At 70.2% G+C, this 16203-nt stretch carries 15 protein-coding genes; 12 read left to right on the top strand and 3 right to left on the bottom strand.

Annotation, left to right across the window (positions count from 1 at the left end; all coding sequences use genetic code 11):
- Window positions 1-33: 33 nt before the first annotated feature.
- The gene (locus ABSY19_RS19705) at window positions 34-1290 is read left to right on the top strand and encodes a lipoprotein-releasing ABC transporter permease subunit (protein WP_382155066.1); all 1257 of its coding nucleotides are present in this window, start codon (window positions 34-36) and stop codon (window positions 1288-1290) included.
- Window positions 1283-1957 (top strand): lipoprotein-releasing ABC transporter ATP-binding protein LolD, encoded by a 675-nt coding sequence (gene lolD, locus ABSY19_RS19710; protein WP_382155069.1) that lies wholly within the window; start codon window positions 1283-1285, stop codon window positions 1955-1957. The genes ABSY19_RS19705 and lolD overlap by 8 nt, the downstream gene beginning before the upstream one ends.
- Window positions 1958-1988: 31 nt before the next feature.
- Here lolD and ABSY19_RS19715 read toward each other — a convergent pair whose 3' ends face one another.
- Window positions 1989-2414, bottom strand: coding sequence for an META domain-containing protein (locus ABSY19_RS19715; protein ID WP_382155072.1), 426 nt, complete (start codon window positions 2412-2414; stop codon window positions 1989-1991).
- An 80-nt stretch (window positions 2415-2494) separates the two neighbouring features.
- On the opposite strand from ABSY19_RS19715, the gene ABSY19_RS19720 reads away from it, so the two are divergent.
- The 9 genes from ABSY19_RS19720 to ABSY19_RS19760 all read left to right on the top strand — a co-directional run bounded on the left by ABSY19_RS19720 (window position 2495) and on the right by ABSY19_RS19760 (window position 12895).
- Window positions 2495-3328, top strand: coding sequence for a TatD family hydrolase (locus ABSY19_RS19720; protein ID WP_382155075.1), 834 nt, complete (start codon window positions 2495-2497; stop codon window positions 3326-3328).
- Window positions 3325-3822 carry a DNA-deoxyinosine glycosylase gene (locus ABSY19_RS19725; protein WP_382155078.1) on the top strand — a complete coding sequence of 166 codons (498 nt, stop codon included), beginning with the start codon at window positions 3325-3327 and terminating at the stop codon, window positions 3820-3822. Before ABSY19_RS19720 ends, ABSY19_RS19725 begins: the two co-directional genes overlap by 4 nt.
- A gap of 390 nt (window positions 3823-4212) precedes the next feature.
- Window positions 4213-4995, top strand: coding sequence for a spermidine synthase (locus ABSY19_RS19730; protein WP_382155080.1), 783 nt, complete (start codon window positions 4213-4215; stop codon window positions 4993-4995).
- A gap of 7 nt (window positions 4996-5002) precedes the next feature.
- Complete coding sequence (locus ABSY19_RS19735) at window positions 5003-6820, top strand: GspE/PulE family protein (protein WP_382155083.1); 1818 nt, start codon at window positions 5003-5005, stop codon at window positions 6818-6820.
- Window positions 6821-6845: 25 nt separating this feature from the next.
- Window positions 6846-7352, top strand: coding sequence for a hypothetical protein (locus ABSY19_RS19740; protein ID WP_382155086.1), 507 nt, complete (start codon window positions 6846-6848; stop codon window positions 7350-7352).
- Between the two features lie 21 nt (window positions 7353-7373).
- On the top strand, window positions 7374-8939 hold the full coding sequence (locus tag ABSY19_RS19745) for a tripartite tricarboxylate transporter permease (protein ID WP_382155089.1): 1566 nt from the start codon (window positions 7374-7376) through the stop codon (window positions 8937-8939).
- Between the two features lie 72 nt (window positions 8940-9011).
- On the top strand, window positions 9012-9950 hold the full coding sequence (locus ABSY19_RS19750) for a DMT family transporter (RefSeq protein ID WP_382155091.1): 939 nt from the start codon (window positions 9012-9014) through the stop codon (window positions 9948-9950).
- Between the two features lie 15 nt (window positions 9951-9965).
- Window positions 9966-10763 carry an SDR family oxidoreductase gene (locus ABSY19_RS19755; protein ID WP_382155093.1) on the top strand — a complete coding sequence of 266 codons (798 nt, stop codon included), beginning with the start codon at window positions 9966-9968 and terminating at the stop codon, window positions 10761-10763.
- A gap of 203 nt (window positions 10764-10966) precedes the next feature.
- Window positions 10967-12895 carry a methyl-accepting chemotaxis protein gene (locus tag ABSY19_RS19760; RefSeq protein WP_382155096.1) on the top strand — a complete coding sequence of 643 codons (1929 nt, stop codon included), beginning with the start codon at window positions 10967-10969 and terminating at the stop codon, window positions 12893-12895.
- Here the strand turns inward: ABSY19_RS19760 and ABSY19_RS19765 are convergent, their stop codons facing one another.
- Window positions 12896-13837, bottom strand: coding sequence for a DMT family transporter (locus ABSY19_RS19765; protein WP_382155099.1), 942 nt, complete (start codon window positions 13835-13837; stop codon window positions 12896-12898).
- A gap of 121 nt (window positions 13838-13958) precedes the next feature.
- Between ABSY19_RS19765 and ABSY19_RS19770 the strand changes: the two genes are divergently transcribed.
- Window positions 13959-14954: a quinone oxidoreductase family protein gene (locus ABSY19_RS19770; RefSeq protein ID WP_382155102.1), complete on the top strand. Its 996-nt coding sequence runs from the start codon at window positions 13959-13961 to the stop codon at window positions 14952-14954.
- Window positions 14955-14981: 27 nt separating this feature from the next.
- Here the strand turns inward: ABSY19_RS19770 and ABSY19_RS19775 are convergent, their stop codons facing one another.
- Window positions 14982-16130 carry an aminotransferase class V-fold PLP-dependent enzyme gene (locus ABSY19_RS19775; protein WP_382155105.1) on the bottom strand — a complete coding sequence of 383 codons (1149 nt, stop codon included), beginning with the start codon at window positions 16128-16130 and terminating at the stop codon, window positions 14982-14984.
- Between the last annotated feature and the right edge of the window lie 73 nt (window positions 16131-16203).

A 16203-nucleotide genomic window follows, 5' to 3' on the forward strand; every position in this document is an offset into this window, starting at 1 on the left:
CCACAATGCCCGCTGCATCCCACCACCAACTGCATGCAAACCCCTTACGAACTCATCCTGGGCTGGCGCTATACCCGCGCCGGCCGCGCCACCCGGCGCAACGGTTTCATCTCCTTCATCTCGGGCGTGTCCATGCTGGGCATCGCGCTGGGCGTGGCCGCGCTCATCATCGTGCTCTCGGTGATGAACGGCTTCCAGAAGGAGGTGCGCGACCGCATGCTGGGCGTGCTCTCGCACATCGAGGTGTTCGAACCCAGCGGCCAGGCGATCCCCAACCTGGCCGACACGCTGGCCCGCATCGAGCGCCATCCCGAGGTGGTGGGCGCCGCGCCGTTCGTGGGCGCGCAGGCGCTGATCGCACGCGGCGAGGACATGAAGGGCGCGCTGGTGCGCGGCATCGACCCCGCGCTCGAACCCAAGGTGACCGACCTGGCGGCGGAACTGGCCGACACCATGCTGCCGCGCCTGGTGCCCGGCGAGTTCGGCGTCATCCTCGGTGGCGAGCTGGCGCGCAGCCTGGGTGTGATCGCGGGCGACAGCGTCACGCTGATCGCGCCCAACGGCCAGGTGACGCCGGCCGGCGTGGTGCCGCGCATCCGCCAGATGACGGTGGTGGGCACCTTCGATTCGGGCCACTTCGAGTACGACTCGGCCCTGGCCCTGCTGCACCAGGACGACGCCGCGCGCATCTTCCGCGTGGAGGGCCCGACCGGCGTGCGCGTGAAGATCAAGAACCTGCACCAGGCGCGCGAGGTGGCCCTGTCCATCGCCTCCGACCTCGACCCCGGCCTGCTGGTGCGCGACTGGACGCGCCAGAACCGCACCTGGTTCGCCGCCGTGCAGCTCGAGAAACGCATGATGTTCATCATCCTCACGCTGATCGTGGCCGTGGCCGCCTTCAACCTCGTGTCCACGCTGGTGATGACGGTGACCGACAAGCGCGCCGACATCGCCATCCTGCGCACGCTGGGCGCGAGCCCGCAGAGCATCATGGGCGTGTTCATGGTGCAGGGCGCCATGGTGGGCATCATCGGCACCGGCGCGGGCCTGCTGCTCGGCCTGGGCGTGGCCTTCAACATCGACACCCTGGTGCCCGCGCTCGAACGCCTGCTGGGCGCGAGTTTCCTGCCGCAGGACATCTACCTCATCAGCCGCATGCCCAGCGACCCGCAGCAGACCGACATCCTGCCGGTCGCGCTGATTTCGCTGGTGCTGGCCTTCCTGGCCACGATCTACCCGAGCTGGCGCGCCAGCCGCGTGAACCCCGCCGAGGCCTTGCGCTATGAGTGACACCGTTCTCCAGGCCCGGGGCCTCACCAAGCGCTTTCACGAAGGCCGGCTCGACGTCACCGTGCTCAAGGGCGTGGACCTCGCGGTGCGCGCGGGCGAAACCGTGGCCATCGTCGGCGCCTCAGGCTCGGGCAAGAGCACCTTGCTGCACCTGCTCGGCGGGCTGGACGCGCCCACCAGCGGCAGCGTGCAGCTGATGGGCCAGACCCTCTCGGGCCTGAGCGCCACGCAACAAGGCACGCTGCGCAACCGGCACCTGGGCTTCGTCTACCAGTTCCACCACCTGCTGCCCGAATTCAGCGCGCGCGACAACGTGGCGATGCCGCTTTGGATCCGCCGCCTGCCGCGCGCCGAGGCGGCGCAGCAGGCCGAGCAGATGCTCGCGCGCGTGGGCCTGGGCGAGCGCCTGCACCACCGGCCGGCCGAGCTGTCGGGTGGCGAGCGCCAGCGCGTGGCGATCGCGCGCGCGCTGGTGACGCAACCGGCCTGCGTGCTGGCCGACGAACCCACCGGCAACCTGGACCGCAGCACGGCCGAGGGCGTGTTCCAGCTCATGCTGGAACTGGCCCGCGACCAGGGCACGGCCTTCATCGTCGTCACGCACGACGAGGCCCTGGCCGCCCGCTGCGCCCGCGTGCTGCGGTTGACGGCAGGGGTCTTGACTTAAGGCGACCCGCGCAGCGGTGGAGTGTGGGGGCTCAGGGTTTTGTTCTGGTGAACCGCAGCGGCTTGTCCAGCCCCTGCACGTGCATCAGCATCGTCCGGCCCTGCACCTCCAGGCGCTGGGCCTTCTGCAGCGCGTCCAGGTAGCGCGCTTCCTGGTCGTTCACCGCTTCGGGGCAGGCCATGCGCGTGCCGCCGAGCTGGCCGAAGGCCACGCGGTCCTGCATCAAGGTGTACGAGCCGAAGAAGCGGTTGCACGAGCTGTTGCCGGCCACGCGCCCGGCTTCGGGGAAGGCGAGCGTGGCCTGCACGCGGTCCAGCACGCCACGCCCGCCCAGGTCTTCCAACAGCCATTCGCTGCCCACCAGCGGGGCGGGCGCGGGGACGCCGGGCAGGGCGCAGGCGCTGAGGGCCAGCAGGGCGGGCACGGCGAGCGAGGCGAGGCGGGTGGTGTGTGACATGGTGATTTCCTTTCTTGCTTGCATTCTTGTGAGCGGGCCGGTGCGCTGGCGCTTGCCGGCACAATGGCCGTTATACCGCCATGTGGATCGACACACACTGCCATCTGGATGCGCCCGAGTTCGGCGCCGACCACGCTCTCGCGATCAGCCTGCGTGAACTCGCGGCCGCGCGCGGCGTGGGCCGGTGCGTCATTCCCGCTGTCGCGCGCTTCAATTTCGACACCGTGCGCCTGCTCGCGCACCGCCTGGGCGACGCCTATGCATTGGGCATCCACCCGCTGTGCGTGCCCAAGGCGACGGAAGACGACCTCACGGCCCTGGACGCGGCGCTCACCGATCACCGCGACGATCCCCGCCTCGTGGCGGTGGGTGAGATCGGTCTGGATTTTTTTGTGCCCGAACTCTGCACGCCCGAGATGCGCGAGCGGCAGACCGCCTTCTACCGCGCGCAGCTTCGGCTGGCGCGAAAGCACGGCCTGCCGGTGATCGTGCACGTGCGGCGCAGTGCCGACCTGTTGCTCAAGCATTTGCGTGAACTGCCGGTGGCCGGTATCGCGCACGCTTTCAACGGCAGCGAACAGCAGGCGCAGGCCTTCATCGATCTGGGTTTCAAGCTGGGCTTCGGTGGCGCGAGCACCTTCGAGCCCGCGCGGCAGCTGCGCCGGCTCGCAGCCGAATTGCCCTTGTCGGCGTTGGTGATGGAGACCGATGCGCCGGACATTCCGCCGCAGTGGCTGTACGTGACGGCGGCCGAGCGCGAGGCCGGGCGCGCGCAGGGCCTCAACAGCCCGGCGGAGCTGCCGCGCATCGGGGCGGTGGTGGCGGAGTTGCGGGGCGTGCCGGTGGAGGATCTGATGGTGGCGAGCACCGCGAATGCCCTGGCGGCGTTGCCGCGGCTGGGGGCTTTGGCATGAGCCGGTTGCAGGGTCTGGCCCCGGTGTTGAGCGCGAACACGCGGGTGTTGGTGCTGGGCAGTTTTCCGGGGGTGGCGTCGTTGCGGGCGCAGCAGTATTACGGCCATCCACAGAACCATTTCTGGAAGATTCTGGGGGCTTTGTGGGCCTTGCCTTTGCCCGCGATGGCGTACGCGGAGCGGGTGGGGGCATTGCGCGAGCACGGGCTGGGGGTGTGGGATGTGTACGGGGCCTGCGAGCGCGAGGGGAGTCTGGACGCCAACATCCTGAATGCGGAGTTGAACGATTTTTCGATGGTGCTGCGTGAGTGCCCGATGCTGGAGGCGATCGCCCACAACGGGGGCGAGAGTTTCCGGCATTCGCGGCACACGGAGAAGCTGGGGGTGCCGGTGTACCGGTTGCCTTCCACGAGTCCGGCGAATGCGAGTTGGAGTTTTGATCGCAAGCTGGCGGCTTGGGCTGAGGTGTTGCGGCGGCATGGGGTGGGTGGTTGATCTCTCACGGATGACCTCGCGGGCCCGGAGCGATGGGGCGCTCTGCTCCGCGGGTGTCCCCCGAACCGGCTTCGCCGGTTCTCCTCCTTTACCCCGCTGCGCAGAACGCCCCATCGCTCCGGGCCGACAACAGGCAGGCACGCAAACCTCCCGCATACCAACCCTGCGGTTCGCCTGGGGGGGCCGACGCAGCGAAGTAAAGGAGGAGACCCGGCGCAGCCGGGTCGGGGGACATGAGCGGAGTCGGCCACCCCAGGCGAACCGCAGGGAGCCGCCGGAGAAAAGCACCAACCAACACAGTGTTCATAATCGTCCTCCCAAGGTCAGACACCCAGATGCAGCACTCCCCCCACCCCCCGAACATTCCCCGCGTGACAGCGAGGGCCAAGCATGAAGGCCGGCGCCAACGCCGCCGCTCGCGCGAGGCGCGCGGTCCAGACCCTGCCGGACGTGACCATCTCCGAAGACAGCGAAGTGCGCTTCCTGCACCTGGGCACCGAATGGATCCAGGGCTCGATGCTGCTGGAGTCGCCGTTCGACATCGAACTCGACTACGTCCAGCGCATGATGGCCTGGCTGCTCTTCGTCGATCCGGACTCGGTGCCCAAACGCCGCGCACTGCAGCTGGGCCTGGGCTCCGCCGCACTCACCAAGTTCTGCTTCAAGAAACTGCGCATGGACACCACCGCGATCGAGATCAATCCGCAGGTGGTCGCGGTGTGCCGGCAGTGGTTCAAACTGCCCGCCGACGGACCGCGCCTGCGCGTGCTGCTCGCCGACGCCGGTGAAGAGATCCGCCGCGCCGACCACGTCGGCGCCTACGACGCGCTGCAGGTGGACCTCTACGACCACGAAGCCGCCGCCCCCGTGCTCGACAGCCCCGACTTCTACGCCGACTGCCGCACGGTGCTCACCGACGAAGGCTGCCTCACCGTCAACCTCTTCGGCCGCGACGCCAGCTACGAGCGCTCGCTGCAAAGCATCTGCGCCGCCTTCGGCACCGACGCGGTCTGGGCCTTCAAGCCCACGCGCGAGGGCAACACGGTGGTGCTGGCCCAACGCACCGCCGAGCGGCCCACCCGCATGGCCCTGCTGGCGCGCGCGGAAGCGGTGCAGGCGCGCTGGGGTTTACCCGCTGTGAAGTGGCTGCGCCTGTTCAAACCGGTATCCTGATCGACGCATGAAGACCTCGCCGACGCCACCGCAGCAGCAACAGAAGACATTCGATGGCCCGCTCGACTGGCGCAGCCTCGTGGGCTGGCTGCGCGAGGACGGCATCATCTCCGCCGAGGAGGCCGAGCGCACCACCACGCGCTGCGCCTCGGCGCACAGCTCGCAGCACCCGCTGCAGCGGCTGGCGGTGGTGGGCATGTCGCGCAAGGCCGACCAGCACGTGCTCGACGTGGAGATGCTCACGCAATGGCTCGCCCAACGCAGCGGCCTGGAGTACATGCGCATCGACCCGCTGAAGGTGGATGTGGGCAAGGTGGCCGACGTGATGAGCGCCGCCTACGCCGAACGCCACAAGGTGCTGCCGGTGCTGGTGAGCCCGAGCGAGGTGGTGGTGGCCACGGCCGAGCCCTTCATCCGCGACTGGGTGCCCGAGGTGGAGCGCCAGACCCGGCGCAGCGTGCGCCTGGTGCTCTCCAGCCCGCAGTCCATCAAGAGCTTCACCGGGGAGTTCTTCGCGCTGGCCAAGTCGGTGCGCGCGGCCAACAAGAGCGGCGCGCCGGGCGGCTTCGGCAGCTTCGAACAGCTGGTGGAGCTGGGCAAGGCGAACAAGCAGCTCGACGCCAACGACCAGGGCGTGGTGCAGGTGGTGGACTGGCTCTGGCAATACGCCTTCGACCAGCGCGCCAGCGACATCCACCTCGAACCCCGGCGCGAGCAGGGTGTGATCCGCTTCCGCATCGATGGCGTGCTGCACCCCGTCTACCAGATGCCCATCGGCGTGATGAACGCGATGACCGCGCGCATCAAGCTGCTGGGCCGCATGGACGTGGTCGAGCGGCGCCGCCCACAGGACGGCCGCATCAAGACCCTGCGCCCGGGCGTGGGCGGCGCGCGCGGCGACGAGGTGGAAATGCGCCTGTCCACCCTGCCCACCGCGTTCGGCGAAAAGCTGGTCATGCGCATCTTCGACCCCGAGTCGACCGTGAAGGACCTCAGCGCCCTGGGCTTCGCCGCGCACGACGCCCAGCGCTGGGAAGGCCTGACCCGGCAACCGCACGGCATCGTGCTGGTGACCGGCCCCACAGGCTCGGGCAAGACCACCACGCTGTACGCCACGCTCAAGCGCCTGGCCACGGAAGAGGTCAACGTGAGCACGGTGGAAGACCCGATCGAGATGATCGAGCCGGCTTTCAACCAGACCCAGGTGCAACCTCACCTGGACCTCGATTTCGCGCAGGGCCTGCGCTCGCTGATGCGGCAGGACCCGGACATCATCATGGTCGGCGAGGTACGCGACCTGGCCACCGCCGAGATGGCGGTGCAGGCCGCGCTCACCGGCCACCTGGTGTTCACCACGCTGCACACCAACGACGCGCCCTCGGCCATCATGCGGCTGATGGAGCTGGGTATTCCGCCCTACCTGATCAACGCCACCGTGCTGGGCGTGCTCGCCCAGCGCCTGGTGCGCACGATGTGCCCGGCCTGCCGCAAGCCGCAGGACCGGGACGAGACCACGGCCTCGCGGGCGACGCTGACCGAGCTGGTCAAGCCCTGGCAGGTCAGCGGCAGCTACCGGCCCTACCAGCCGGTGGGCTGCGTGGACTGCCGCATGACCGGCTTCCGCGGGCGCATGGGCCTGTACGAACTGCTGGTGGTCACCGAGGCCTTCAAGGACAAGGTCAGCCGCGAGCCCGTGCTCGACGCGCTGCGCCGGCAGGCCGTGCAGGATGGCATGCGGCCGCTGCGCCTGGCGGGCGCGGCGCGCGTGGCCGAGGGCCTGACCACCATGGACGAGGTGCTGGCCTGCACGCCGCCCGTGCAGTGAGCCGTCCGCGCGGTCACCACGACGCATGATCAAGAACCTGCAGGACTTTCTGGCCGGGCTGCTGTTCCTGGCCCTGGGCGTGGGTTTCGGCTGGGCCGCCTCGCGCCATGCGCTGGGCTCGGCGGCGCAGATGGGCCCGGGGTATGTGCCCCTGCTGCTGGGCCTGGTGCTGGGGCTGCTGGGCCTGCTCATCCTGTTCAAGGCGCTGACCTTCGAGGCCCTGGGCGGCGGGCGCGTGCGGCACTGGGGCTGGGGCCCCTTGCTGCGCCTGCTCGGCGGCCTCTTGTGGCTGGCCTTGTGCAGCGGGCCGGCGCAGTGGCCCTGGATCGGGGCCTGGTTCACTGGCTGGCCCACGCTGGGCCTGGCGGCGGGGGTGTCGGGTCTGGTGCTGGCGGTGGTGCCGGGTGAGCCCGGTGGCGCCAGCGGGCGCGTGTGGCTGTGGGCCGTCGCGCTGGCGGCGGTGGTGTGTGCGCTGTGGATCGGCCCCCTGGGGCTGGATCTGCCGCTGTGGCCCACGCGCGCCTTGCGCTGAATACCGCAGGGACGCACGGGCATGGTGGACTTTTCCTGGTGGGATTCGCTGGCGCAGGGCCTGGCCGCGGTGTGGGGCTGGCAGGCGCTGGGCCTGATCGCGCTCGGTGTGCTGGTGGGCAGCGTGTTCGGCGTGCTGCCGGGCCTGGGGCCGGTGGCCGCCATCGCGCTGCTGCTGCCGGCCACGCTGGGCCTGCCCTCGCTGCCCGCGCTGCTGGTGCTCGCGGGCGTCTACTACGGCGCGCAGTACGGGGGCTCGCTGCCGGCCATCGTGCTCGACCAGCCTGGCGAGGCCTCGTCGGTGATGACTAGCCACGACGGGCATCCGATGGCCTTGCAGGGCCGGGCGGGCGTGGCGCTGTCCATGGCGACGATCAGTTCGTTCGCCGCCGGTTGCCTGGCCATCGCGCTGGTGGTCCTGCTCGCGCCGGCGGTGGTGTCACTGGGCCTGCAGTTCGGCGCGGCCGAGCGGTTCCTGCTGCTGGTCGTCGGGCTGGTGGGCGCGACGGTGCTGGCCTCGGGCTCGTTCCTCAAGGCGCTGGCCATGACGGTGCTGGGCCTGTTGCTGGGCCTGATGGGCTGGGACGTGCACACCGGCACCGCGCGCTTCGTGCCCGAAGGCCTGGAGCCCTGGATGGGGCGCCACCACGGTCTGACCGAAGGCGTGGGCTTCATCGCGCTGGCGCTGGGCTTTTTCGTGGTCGCGCCGGTGGCGGCCGAACTGGCGGGCCTCTCCGCCCTGGCGCCTGCGGCGCCTGTGCGCGAAACGCCTCCGGGCGCACCGGTGGTCTCGGGCATGGCGACGCGGCCCACGCGCGAGGAACTCAAGGACGCGCTGCCGGCCCTGCTGCGCGGCACCGGCCTGGGTGCGGTGCTCGGCGTGGTGCCGGGCGGCGGTGCGCTGCTGTCCTCGCTGGCGGCGTACCGGCTGGAGGTCGTGGTCTCGCGCCACCGCACGCCGCCGCTGGGCCAGGGCAACCTGCGCGGCGTGGCCGCGCCCGAGGCCGCCAACAACGCGGGCGCGCAGACCGCCTACCTGCCCATGCTGGCCCTGGGCCTGCCGCCCAACACCGTGATGGCGCTGCTGCTGGGCGCACTCGGCCTGCACGCCATCGAGCCCGGACCCTCGGTCATGGGCGTGCAGCCTTCGCTGTTCTGGGGCCTGCTGGTATCCATGTGGGTGGGCAACCTGCTGTTGCTGCTGCTCAACCTGCCGCTGGCGCGCTGGTGGGCGCCTGTGCTGCTGGGCGTGTTGCGCGTGCCGCGCCGCGCGCTGCTGGCCGGCCTGCTGGTGGCCGCCGGCCTGGGCGCGCTGGCGCTCGGCCCGCACGGCTGGGGTGTGTGGCTGGTCATCGGGCTGGGCCTGCTGGGCTTCGTGCTGCAGCGCCTGGGCTGCGAGGGCGTGGCGCTGTTGCTGGGCTTCGTGCTCGCCCCAGGCTTGGAAGAGCAGCTGCGCCGCACGCTGCGGCTCTCGCGCGGCGACTGGTTCGTGTTCCTGGAGCGGCCTGTCTCGGCCCTGCTGCTGATGGTGGCCATCCTGTTGCTGCTGGTCGTGGTGCTGCAGCCGCGCCGGCGCGCGCCGGACTGACGCAGCCTGCCATCGCCAAAGACGAAGCCCCGCGCGCCGCGGGCCCTTCGCCGCGCCCGGATAATCGGCCGGATGCCCGCCGCGCCTTCCGCTTCCCACCCCTCGCCCCACCTCGCCACCGGCCTGCTGCTGGCCAGCGCGGGCTCCATCGCCTTCAGCGGCAAGGCCATCATCGTCAAGCTGGCCTACCGCCATGGGGTCGATGCGGTCACGCTCATCATGTACCGCATGCTGTTCGCGCTGCCGCTGTTCCTGGCGCTGGCCTGGTGGGCCAGCCACCGGCCCGGCGGCGAGAAACCGGCCCCGCTCACGCGGCGCGACTGGCTGGGCGTGCTCGGCCTGGGCTTCACCGGTTATTACCTCGCGAGTTTCCTGGACTTCTGGGGCCTGCAGTACATCAGCGCGAGCCTGGAGCGCCTGATCCTGTACCTCAACCCCACGCTGGTGCTGTTGCTGGGATGGGTGGTCTACAAGCGGCGCGTCACCGGCCTGCAGGCCATCGCCATGGCCGTGAGCTATGCCGGCGTGACGCTGGTGTTCGGCCACGAGGCCGGCTTTCAGGGGCCGGATGCGGTGCTGGGCACGGTGCTGGTGTTCGGCAGCGCCGTGAGCTACGCCATCTACCTTGTGTACAGCGGCGAACTCGTCAAGCGGCTGGGCTCGATGCGCCTGGTGGGCCTGGCCACCAGCGTGGCCTGCGTGCTGTGCCTGCTGCAGTTCGTGCTGCTGCGGCCGATGAGCGCGGCCGCCGTGGCGCCCGAGGTGATCTGGCTCTCGCTGCTCAACGCCACGCTGTGCACCTTCGCGCCGGTGGTGATGGTGATGATGGCGATCGAGCGCATCGGCGCCGGCCTGTCGGCGCAGACCGGGATGATCGGCCCCATGTCCACCATCGTGATGGGCGTGCTGATCCTCGATGAACCTTTCAACCGCTGGATCGTCGCGGGCACGGTGCTGGTGCTCGGCGGTGTCTTCCTGGTGACGCGCTTCGGCTCGGCACCGAAAAAATAACCTCTGGAGATTTACATGGATTTGGGCATCAAGGGCAAATGGGCGCTGGTGTGCGGCGCGAGCAAGGGCCTGGGCCTGGGCTGCGCGCAGGCGCTCGTGGCCGAGGGCGTCAACGCGGTGCTGGTCGCGCGCGGCGCGGCCGACCTCGACGCGGCGGTGAGCGCGCTGCGCGCTGCGGCACCCGGCGTCAACGTGCTGGGCGTGGCGGCCGACATCACCACGGCCGAAGGCCGCGCGGCCGCGCTGTCGGTGGCGGGCGGGCCGGGCAAGGCCTTCGACATCCTGGTCAACAACGCGGGCGGTCCGCCGCCGGGCGATTTCCGCTCGTGGGAGCGCGATGACTGGATCCAGGCGCTGGACGCCAACATGCTCACGCCGATCGAACTCATCAAGGCCGTGGTGGACGGCATGGCGCAGCGTGGCTTCGGCCGCGTCGTCAACATCACCTCGGGCGCGGTGAAGGCCCCCATCGGCATCCTGGGCCTGTCCAACGGCGCGCGCAGCGGCCTCACGGGTTTCGTGGCCGGTGCCGCGCGCAGCCCGCTGGCCGCGCAGGGCGTGACCATCAACAACCTGCTGCCGGGCGCGTTCGAGACCGACCGCCTCAAGACCACCATGGCCGGTGCCGCGAGCAAGGCGGGCCAGCCGCTGGACGCCGTGATGGACGCGCGCCGCAGCACCATCCCGGCCAAGCGCTTTGGCCACCCGCAGGAGTTCGGCGCGATCTGCGCCTTCCTGTGCAGCGTGCACGCGGGTTACATGACGGGCCAGAACGTGCTGGCCGACGGCGGCGCCTACCCAGGCACGTTCTGAGGCCGCGCGGCACCCTTGCACCAGGCTTGTGCGAGGGGGTCTAAAAGCGGTGAAAACGCACCGCCGAGGCGCATTTTCCGCACCACTTCCATGCGGTTTTTCCGAATGAAAACCGCTGCGGAAAAGTCGTGCGTTGATGCCTCAACTTGTGGGGGTGCCCGTCGATAGTTGGACCACGTTCAACCCTCCTCGATCGCCCCCTCATGCCGTCCCTGATCCGAAACCTGCGCCTGGTCCACAAGCTCGTCCTGCTCGGACTCATCGCCGCCTTGCTGGTGGCCGTCCCCCTGACGGCCTATGTGCGCGACGCGCTGGATGGACTCGCCGCCATCGAGGCCGAGCGCCAGGGCCTGGCGCCTTCGCGCTCGCTGCTGGAGGTGGTGCGCCTGGCGCAGATCCACCGCGGCATGACGGCCACCGTGCTGGGCGGCAAGGCCGATGCCGAGCCCCAGCGCCAGACCCGCGCGGCCGAGGTGCAGCAGGCGGTGCAGCGCTTCGAGGCGCTGCTGGCCAGCGACGTGGACGACGCGCGCATCCGCCGCGACTGGCGGGGCATCGTGGAGCAGTGGCAGTCGCTGTCGCAGGCGGTGGCCGCGCGCGGTGTCACGGGGCCGGAGAGCTTCGCTCGCCACACCGCGATGATCGCGGGCCTGATCGAACTCAACGACCGCGTGTCGGACCACTTCGGCCTGACCTCCGACCCGGACAAGTCCACCTACTTTCTGATCATCGGCACGCTGCAGCAGATGCCGCGCCTGACCGAGATGCTGGGCCAGGCGCGGGCGCGTGGGTCCGCGCTGCTGGTGCGCCAGTCGGCCACGCCGGAAGAGAGGGCGCAGATCGCCAGCCTGGTCGAGCGCGCGCGCGTGGGGGTGCGCGAGCTCGACATCAGCCTGGAGAAGGCGTTCGAACACGACCCCACGCTCAAGCCCCGCCTGGCCGCTTCGCATGCGCAGGCGCGCAACGAATTCGAAGGCGCGCTCAAGCTGGCGCGCGAGCAGATCGTCGAGGCGCCGGTGCTGCAGTACGCCTCGGCCGACTACTTCAAGGCCACGACCACCGCGATCGACGGCATGTACGGCCTGAGCGACCGCGCGACGAAGGAACTGGGTGTGGAGATCGACAGTCGTTACACCGAACAGCGCGGCGAGCTGGGCTGGGTGCTGGGCACCATCGCGGCGCTGCTGGGCGCGGGCGTGACCTTCGCGATCGTCATCGGCCGCTCGATCACGCGCCCGGCCGAACTGGCCCGCACGGTGGCGGCCCGCGTGGCCGCGGGCGACCTGAGCCAGGCCGTGCCATCGGGTGGTGGCGACGAGATGGGCCAGCTGCTTCAGGCCATGTCGACCATGCAGGCCGAGCTCACCCGCGTGGTGGGCAGCGTGCGCGGCAACGCCGAGGGCGTGGCCGCGGCCAGCTCGCAGATCGCCCAGGGCAACCACGACCTGTCGGCGCGCACCGAGCAGCAGGCCTCGGCGCTGGAGGAAACCGCCGCTTCGATGGAAGAGCTGAGTTCCACCGTGAAGCTCAACGCCGAGAACGCGCAGCAGGCCAACCGGCTGGCGATCAGCGCCTCCGAAGTGGCCACGCAGGGCGGTGACGCCGTGAGCCGGGTGGTCGACATGATGAAGGGCATCAACGACAGCTCGCGGCAGATCGCCGACATCATCAGCGTGATCGACGGCATCGCCTTCCAGACCAACATCCTCGCGCTCAACGCCGCGGTGGAGGCGGCGCGTGCGGGCGAGCAGGGCCGGGGCTTCGCGGTGGTGGCGGCCGAGGTGCGCAGCCTGGCGCAGCGCAGCGCCGCCGCGGCCAAGGAGATCAAGGGCCTGATCGAAGTGAGCGTGGACCGCGTGGAGCAGGGCACGGCGCTGGTGGACCAGGCCGGCAGCACCATGAGCGAGGTGGTGGGCTCGATCCGCCGCGTGACCGACATCGTGGGCGAGATCAGCGCGGCCAGCCGCGAGCAGAGCGACGGCGTGTCGCAGGTCGGCGAGGCGGTGACGCAGATGGACCAGGCCACGCAGCAGAATGCCGCGCTGGTGGAGGAAAGCGCCGCGGCGGCGCAGAGCCTGAAGTCGCAGGCCGATCAGCTGGTGCAGGCGGTGGCGGCGTTCAGACTCGCCTGATCACTTGCGCGAAGAGACCAGAATGCCGCCCACGATCAGCACGAAACCGAGCGCGTGGTAGAGCCGGGGCGGCTCGCCCAGCAGGGTGGCGGAGAGCAGGGCGGCGAACAGCGGCGTGAGGTTGTTGAAGAACGCGGCCATGGCCGGGCCCACGCGCGCCACGCCGGCGCCCCAGCAGCGGTAGGCCACCAGCGACGGGCCCACGGCCACGTACACCAGCGCGGCCGCGAGCGGCCAGCCCCACTGGATGGGGTGCTGCCCTTCGGCCAATGGCGGCAGCGTGAGCCACTCGCCCGCGGCGAACAGGCCCGACCACAGCACGCCCATGACGATCTGCGCGAGCAGGAAGGCGGCCCAGTCGGCCTTGATGTGGGCAGGCTCCGTGCCGGGCTTGGGGCGCACCAGCAGCCAGCTGTACCAGGCCCAGAGCAACGAGGCCAGCAACATCCAGCCGTCGCCCGGCACCAGCTTCACCGCCAGCAGGTGGTCGAGCTCGCCGTGCGAGAGCACCACCGCCACGCCGGACAGCGAGAGCAGGGCACCCAGCGCCGCGCGCCGGGAGATGGCCACGCCATAGAAGATCCGGCCCAGCAGCAGCATCCACACCGGCATGCTGGCCGCGACGAGCGTCACGTTCATCGGCGTGGAGGTCTTCAGGGCCACGTACTGGAAGGCGTTGTAGCAACCCACGCCCAGCAGGCCCAGCAGGGCGAAGCGCCGCCAGTGCGGCCACAGGCCGTCGGGGCCCGGGCGCAGCACCCGGCCGGCGAACGGCAGCAACAGCAGGAAGGCCAGGGTCCAGCGCAGGAAGTTCAGCGTGACCGGCGGCACCACGCCCTGCATCATGCGGCCCACCACCGCATTGCCCGCCCACATCAGGGGCGGAATGACGAGCAGCAGAAGGGTGGTGGGGCTGAGACGGGCACTGGCGTTCTGGGACATGGCCCGCACTGTACCCGCGAGCCCATGACCGGCGAGGGCCTGGGGGTGATGCGAAGCGGCATCGGCAGGGCGGGCGTTTCGTGGCAGCATGGCCGCTTTCGAACCCCGAGGAGAAACCGAGATGAGCGAACAGACCAGCCGCGCCGTGCGCATCCATGCCGTGGGCGGCCCCGAACAACTGGTGATCGACACCGTGAGCGTGGGCGAGCCCGGGCCGGGCCAGGTGCGCATCCGACACCACGCCATCGGCCTGAACTTCATCGACGTGTACCAGCGCACCGGCCTGTACCCCTTCCCCCTGCCGCTGGCGCTGGGCATGGAAGGCGCGGGCGTGGTCGAGGCGGTGGGCGAGGGCGTGACGCACCTGAAAGCGGGGGACCGCGCGGCCTATGCCGCCAACCCGCCCGGCAGCTACAGCGATGTGCGCGTGATGCCGGCCATGAACGTCTGCCGGCTGCCCGATGCGATCGACTTCGAGACTGGCGCGGCCATGATGCTCAAGGGCCTGACCGCGCAGTACCTGCTCAAGCGCTGCCGCCCCGTCGAGGGGCTGGAGGCGGGTGATTTCGTGCTGTTCCATGCCGCCGCCGGTGGCGTGGGCCTGATCGCGAGCCAGTGGGCGAAGTCGCTCGGCCTGCAGCTGATCGGCACCGCGGGGTCCGACGAGAAGTGCGCGCTGGCCCTGGCGCACGGCGCGACCCACGCCATCAACTACCGCACCGAGGATTTCGCGGCGCGCGTCAAGGACATTACCAACGGCCAGGGCGTGAAGGTGGTCTACGACTCGGTGGGCAAGGACACTTTTGAAAAATCGCTGGACTGCCTGCGCCCCTTCGGCCTGATGGTGAGCTTCGGCAACGCCTCGGGCCCGGTGCCGCCGTTCGCGCCCGGCATCCTGGCGGCCAAGGGCTCGCTCTACGTGACGCGCCAGACCCTGTTCGCCCACATCACCAGCCGCGAGCGCACCCAGGCCATGGCCGACGACCTGTTCGCCGTGGTCGAGGGTGGCAAGGTGAAGGTGCGCATCGACCAGCGCTTCGGGTTGACCGATGTGCAGGCCGCGCACAAGAGCCTGGAGGCGCGCACCACCACCGGCTGCACGGTGCTGTTGCCGTAAAAAAAGCGGCCTGGGCCGCTTTTCTCGTCAGGCCGGTTGCGCCACCCTGGGCGCGACCTCGGCCAGGGCCCGCTCCAGGTGCTGGAGCGTGGCCGGCACGTCGTGCCATTTGTCCAGGCCGAACAGGCCGATGCGGAAGGTCTTGAAGTCCGGGCCTTCGTCGCACTGCAGCGGCACGCCGGCGGCGGTCTGCAGGCCTTGCGCGAGGAATTTCTTGCTCGACTGGATGTCGGGGTCGGTGGTGTGGCTCACCACCACGCCCGGCGCCTGGAATCCGGCCGCGGCCACGCTGGGGAAGCCGTGGCGCACCAGCAGAGCGCGCACCTGCGCGCCCAGCGCCACCTGCTCCTGCCGCACGCGCTCGAAACCATAGGCCTCGGTTTCCTTCATGGTCTCGCGCAGGCGCGTGAGCGCGTCGGTGGGCAGGGTGGTGTGGTACGCGTGGCCGCCGCCTTCGTAGGTTTCCATGATCTGCAGCCACTTCTTGAGGTCCATCGCGAAGGTGGTGCTCTGCGTGGCGTCGATGGCGCTGCGGGCGCGTTCGCTGAGCATCACCATGGCGCAGCAGGGCGAGCTGCTCCAGCCCTTCTGCGGCGCCGAGATGAGGAGGTCGATGCCGGTGGCCTTCATGTCCACCCACATCGCGCCTGAGGCGATGCAGTCGAGCACGAACAGGCCGCCCACGGCGTGCACCGCATCGGCCACGGCCTTGAGGTAGTCGTCGGGCAGGATCATGCCGGCCGCGGTTTCCACGTGCGGGGCGAACACCAGGGCCGGTTTTTCGCGCGCGATGGTGGCCACCACCTCGTCGATCGGCGCGGGCGCCCAGGCGGCCTGCGCGCCGTCGCCGGTGCGCCGTGCCTTCATCACGGTGTGGCTGGCGGGGATGCCGCCCATGTCGAAGATCTGCGTCCAGCGGTAGCTGAACCAGCCGTTGCGGATCACCAGCACATGTTTGCCGTGCGCGAACTGGCGCGCCACCGATTCCATGCCGAAGGTGCCGCTGCCGGGCACCAGCACGGCCGAGTGCGCGCCGTAGACGCGCTTGAGCATGGCCGAGATGTCGGTCATCACGCCCTGGAAGCGCTTGGACATGTGGTTGAGCGCACGATCGGTGTAGACGACCGAGAACTCGAGCAGACCGTCGGGGTCGATGTGGGGCAGCAGTCCGGGCATGTTGTCTCCTGTGTCGGGCGCAAAAACGGAGAGCCAGCGTAGCACAGCCCTCCCGGGCTTGCACCCGTGCGGA

Origin of the sequence: Hydrogenophaga sp. ANAO-22 (assembly GCF_042466645.1) — a bacterium.
Taxonomy (GTDB): Bacteria; Pseudomonadota; Gammaproteobacteria; order Burkholderiales; family Burkholderiaceae_C; genus Hydrogenophaga.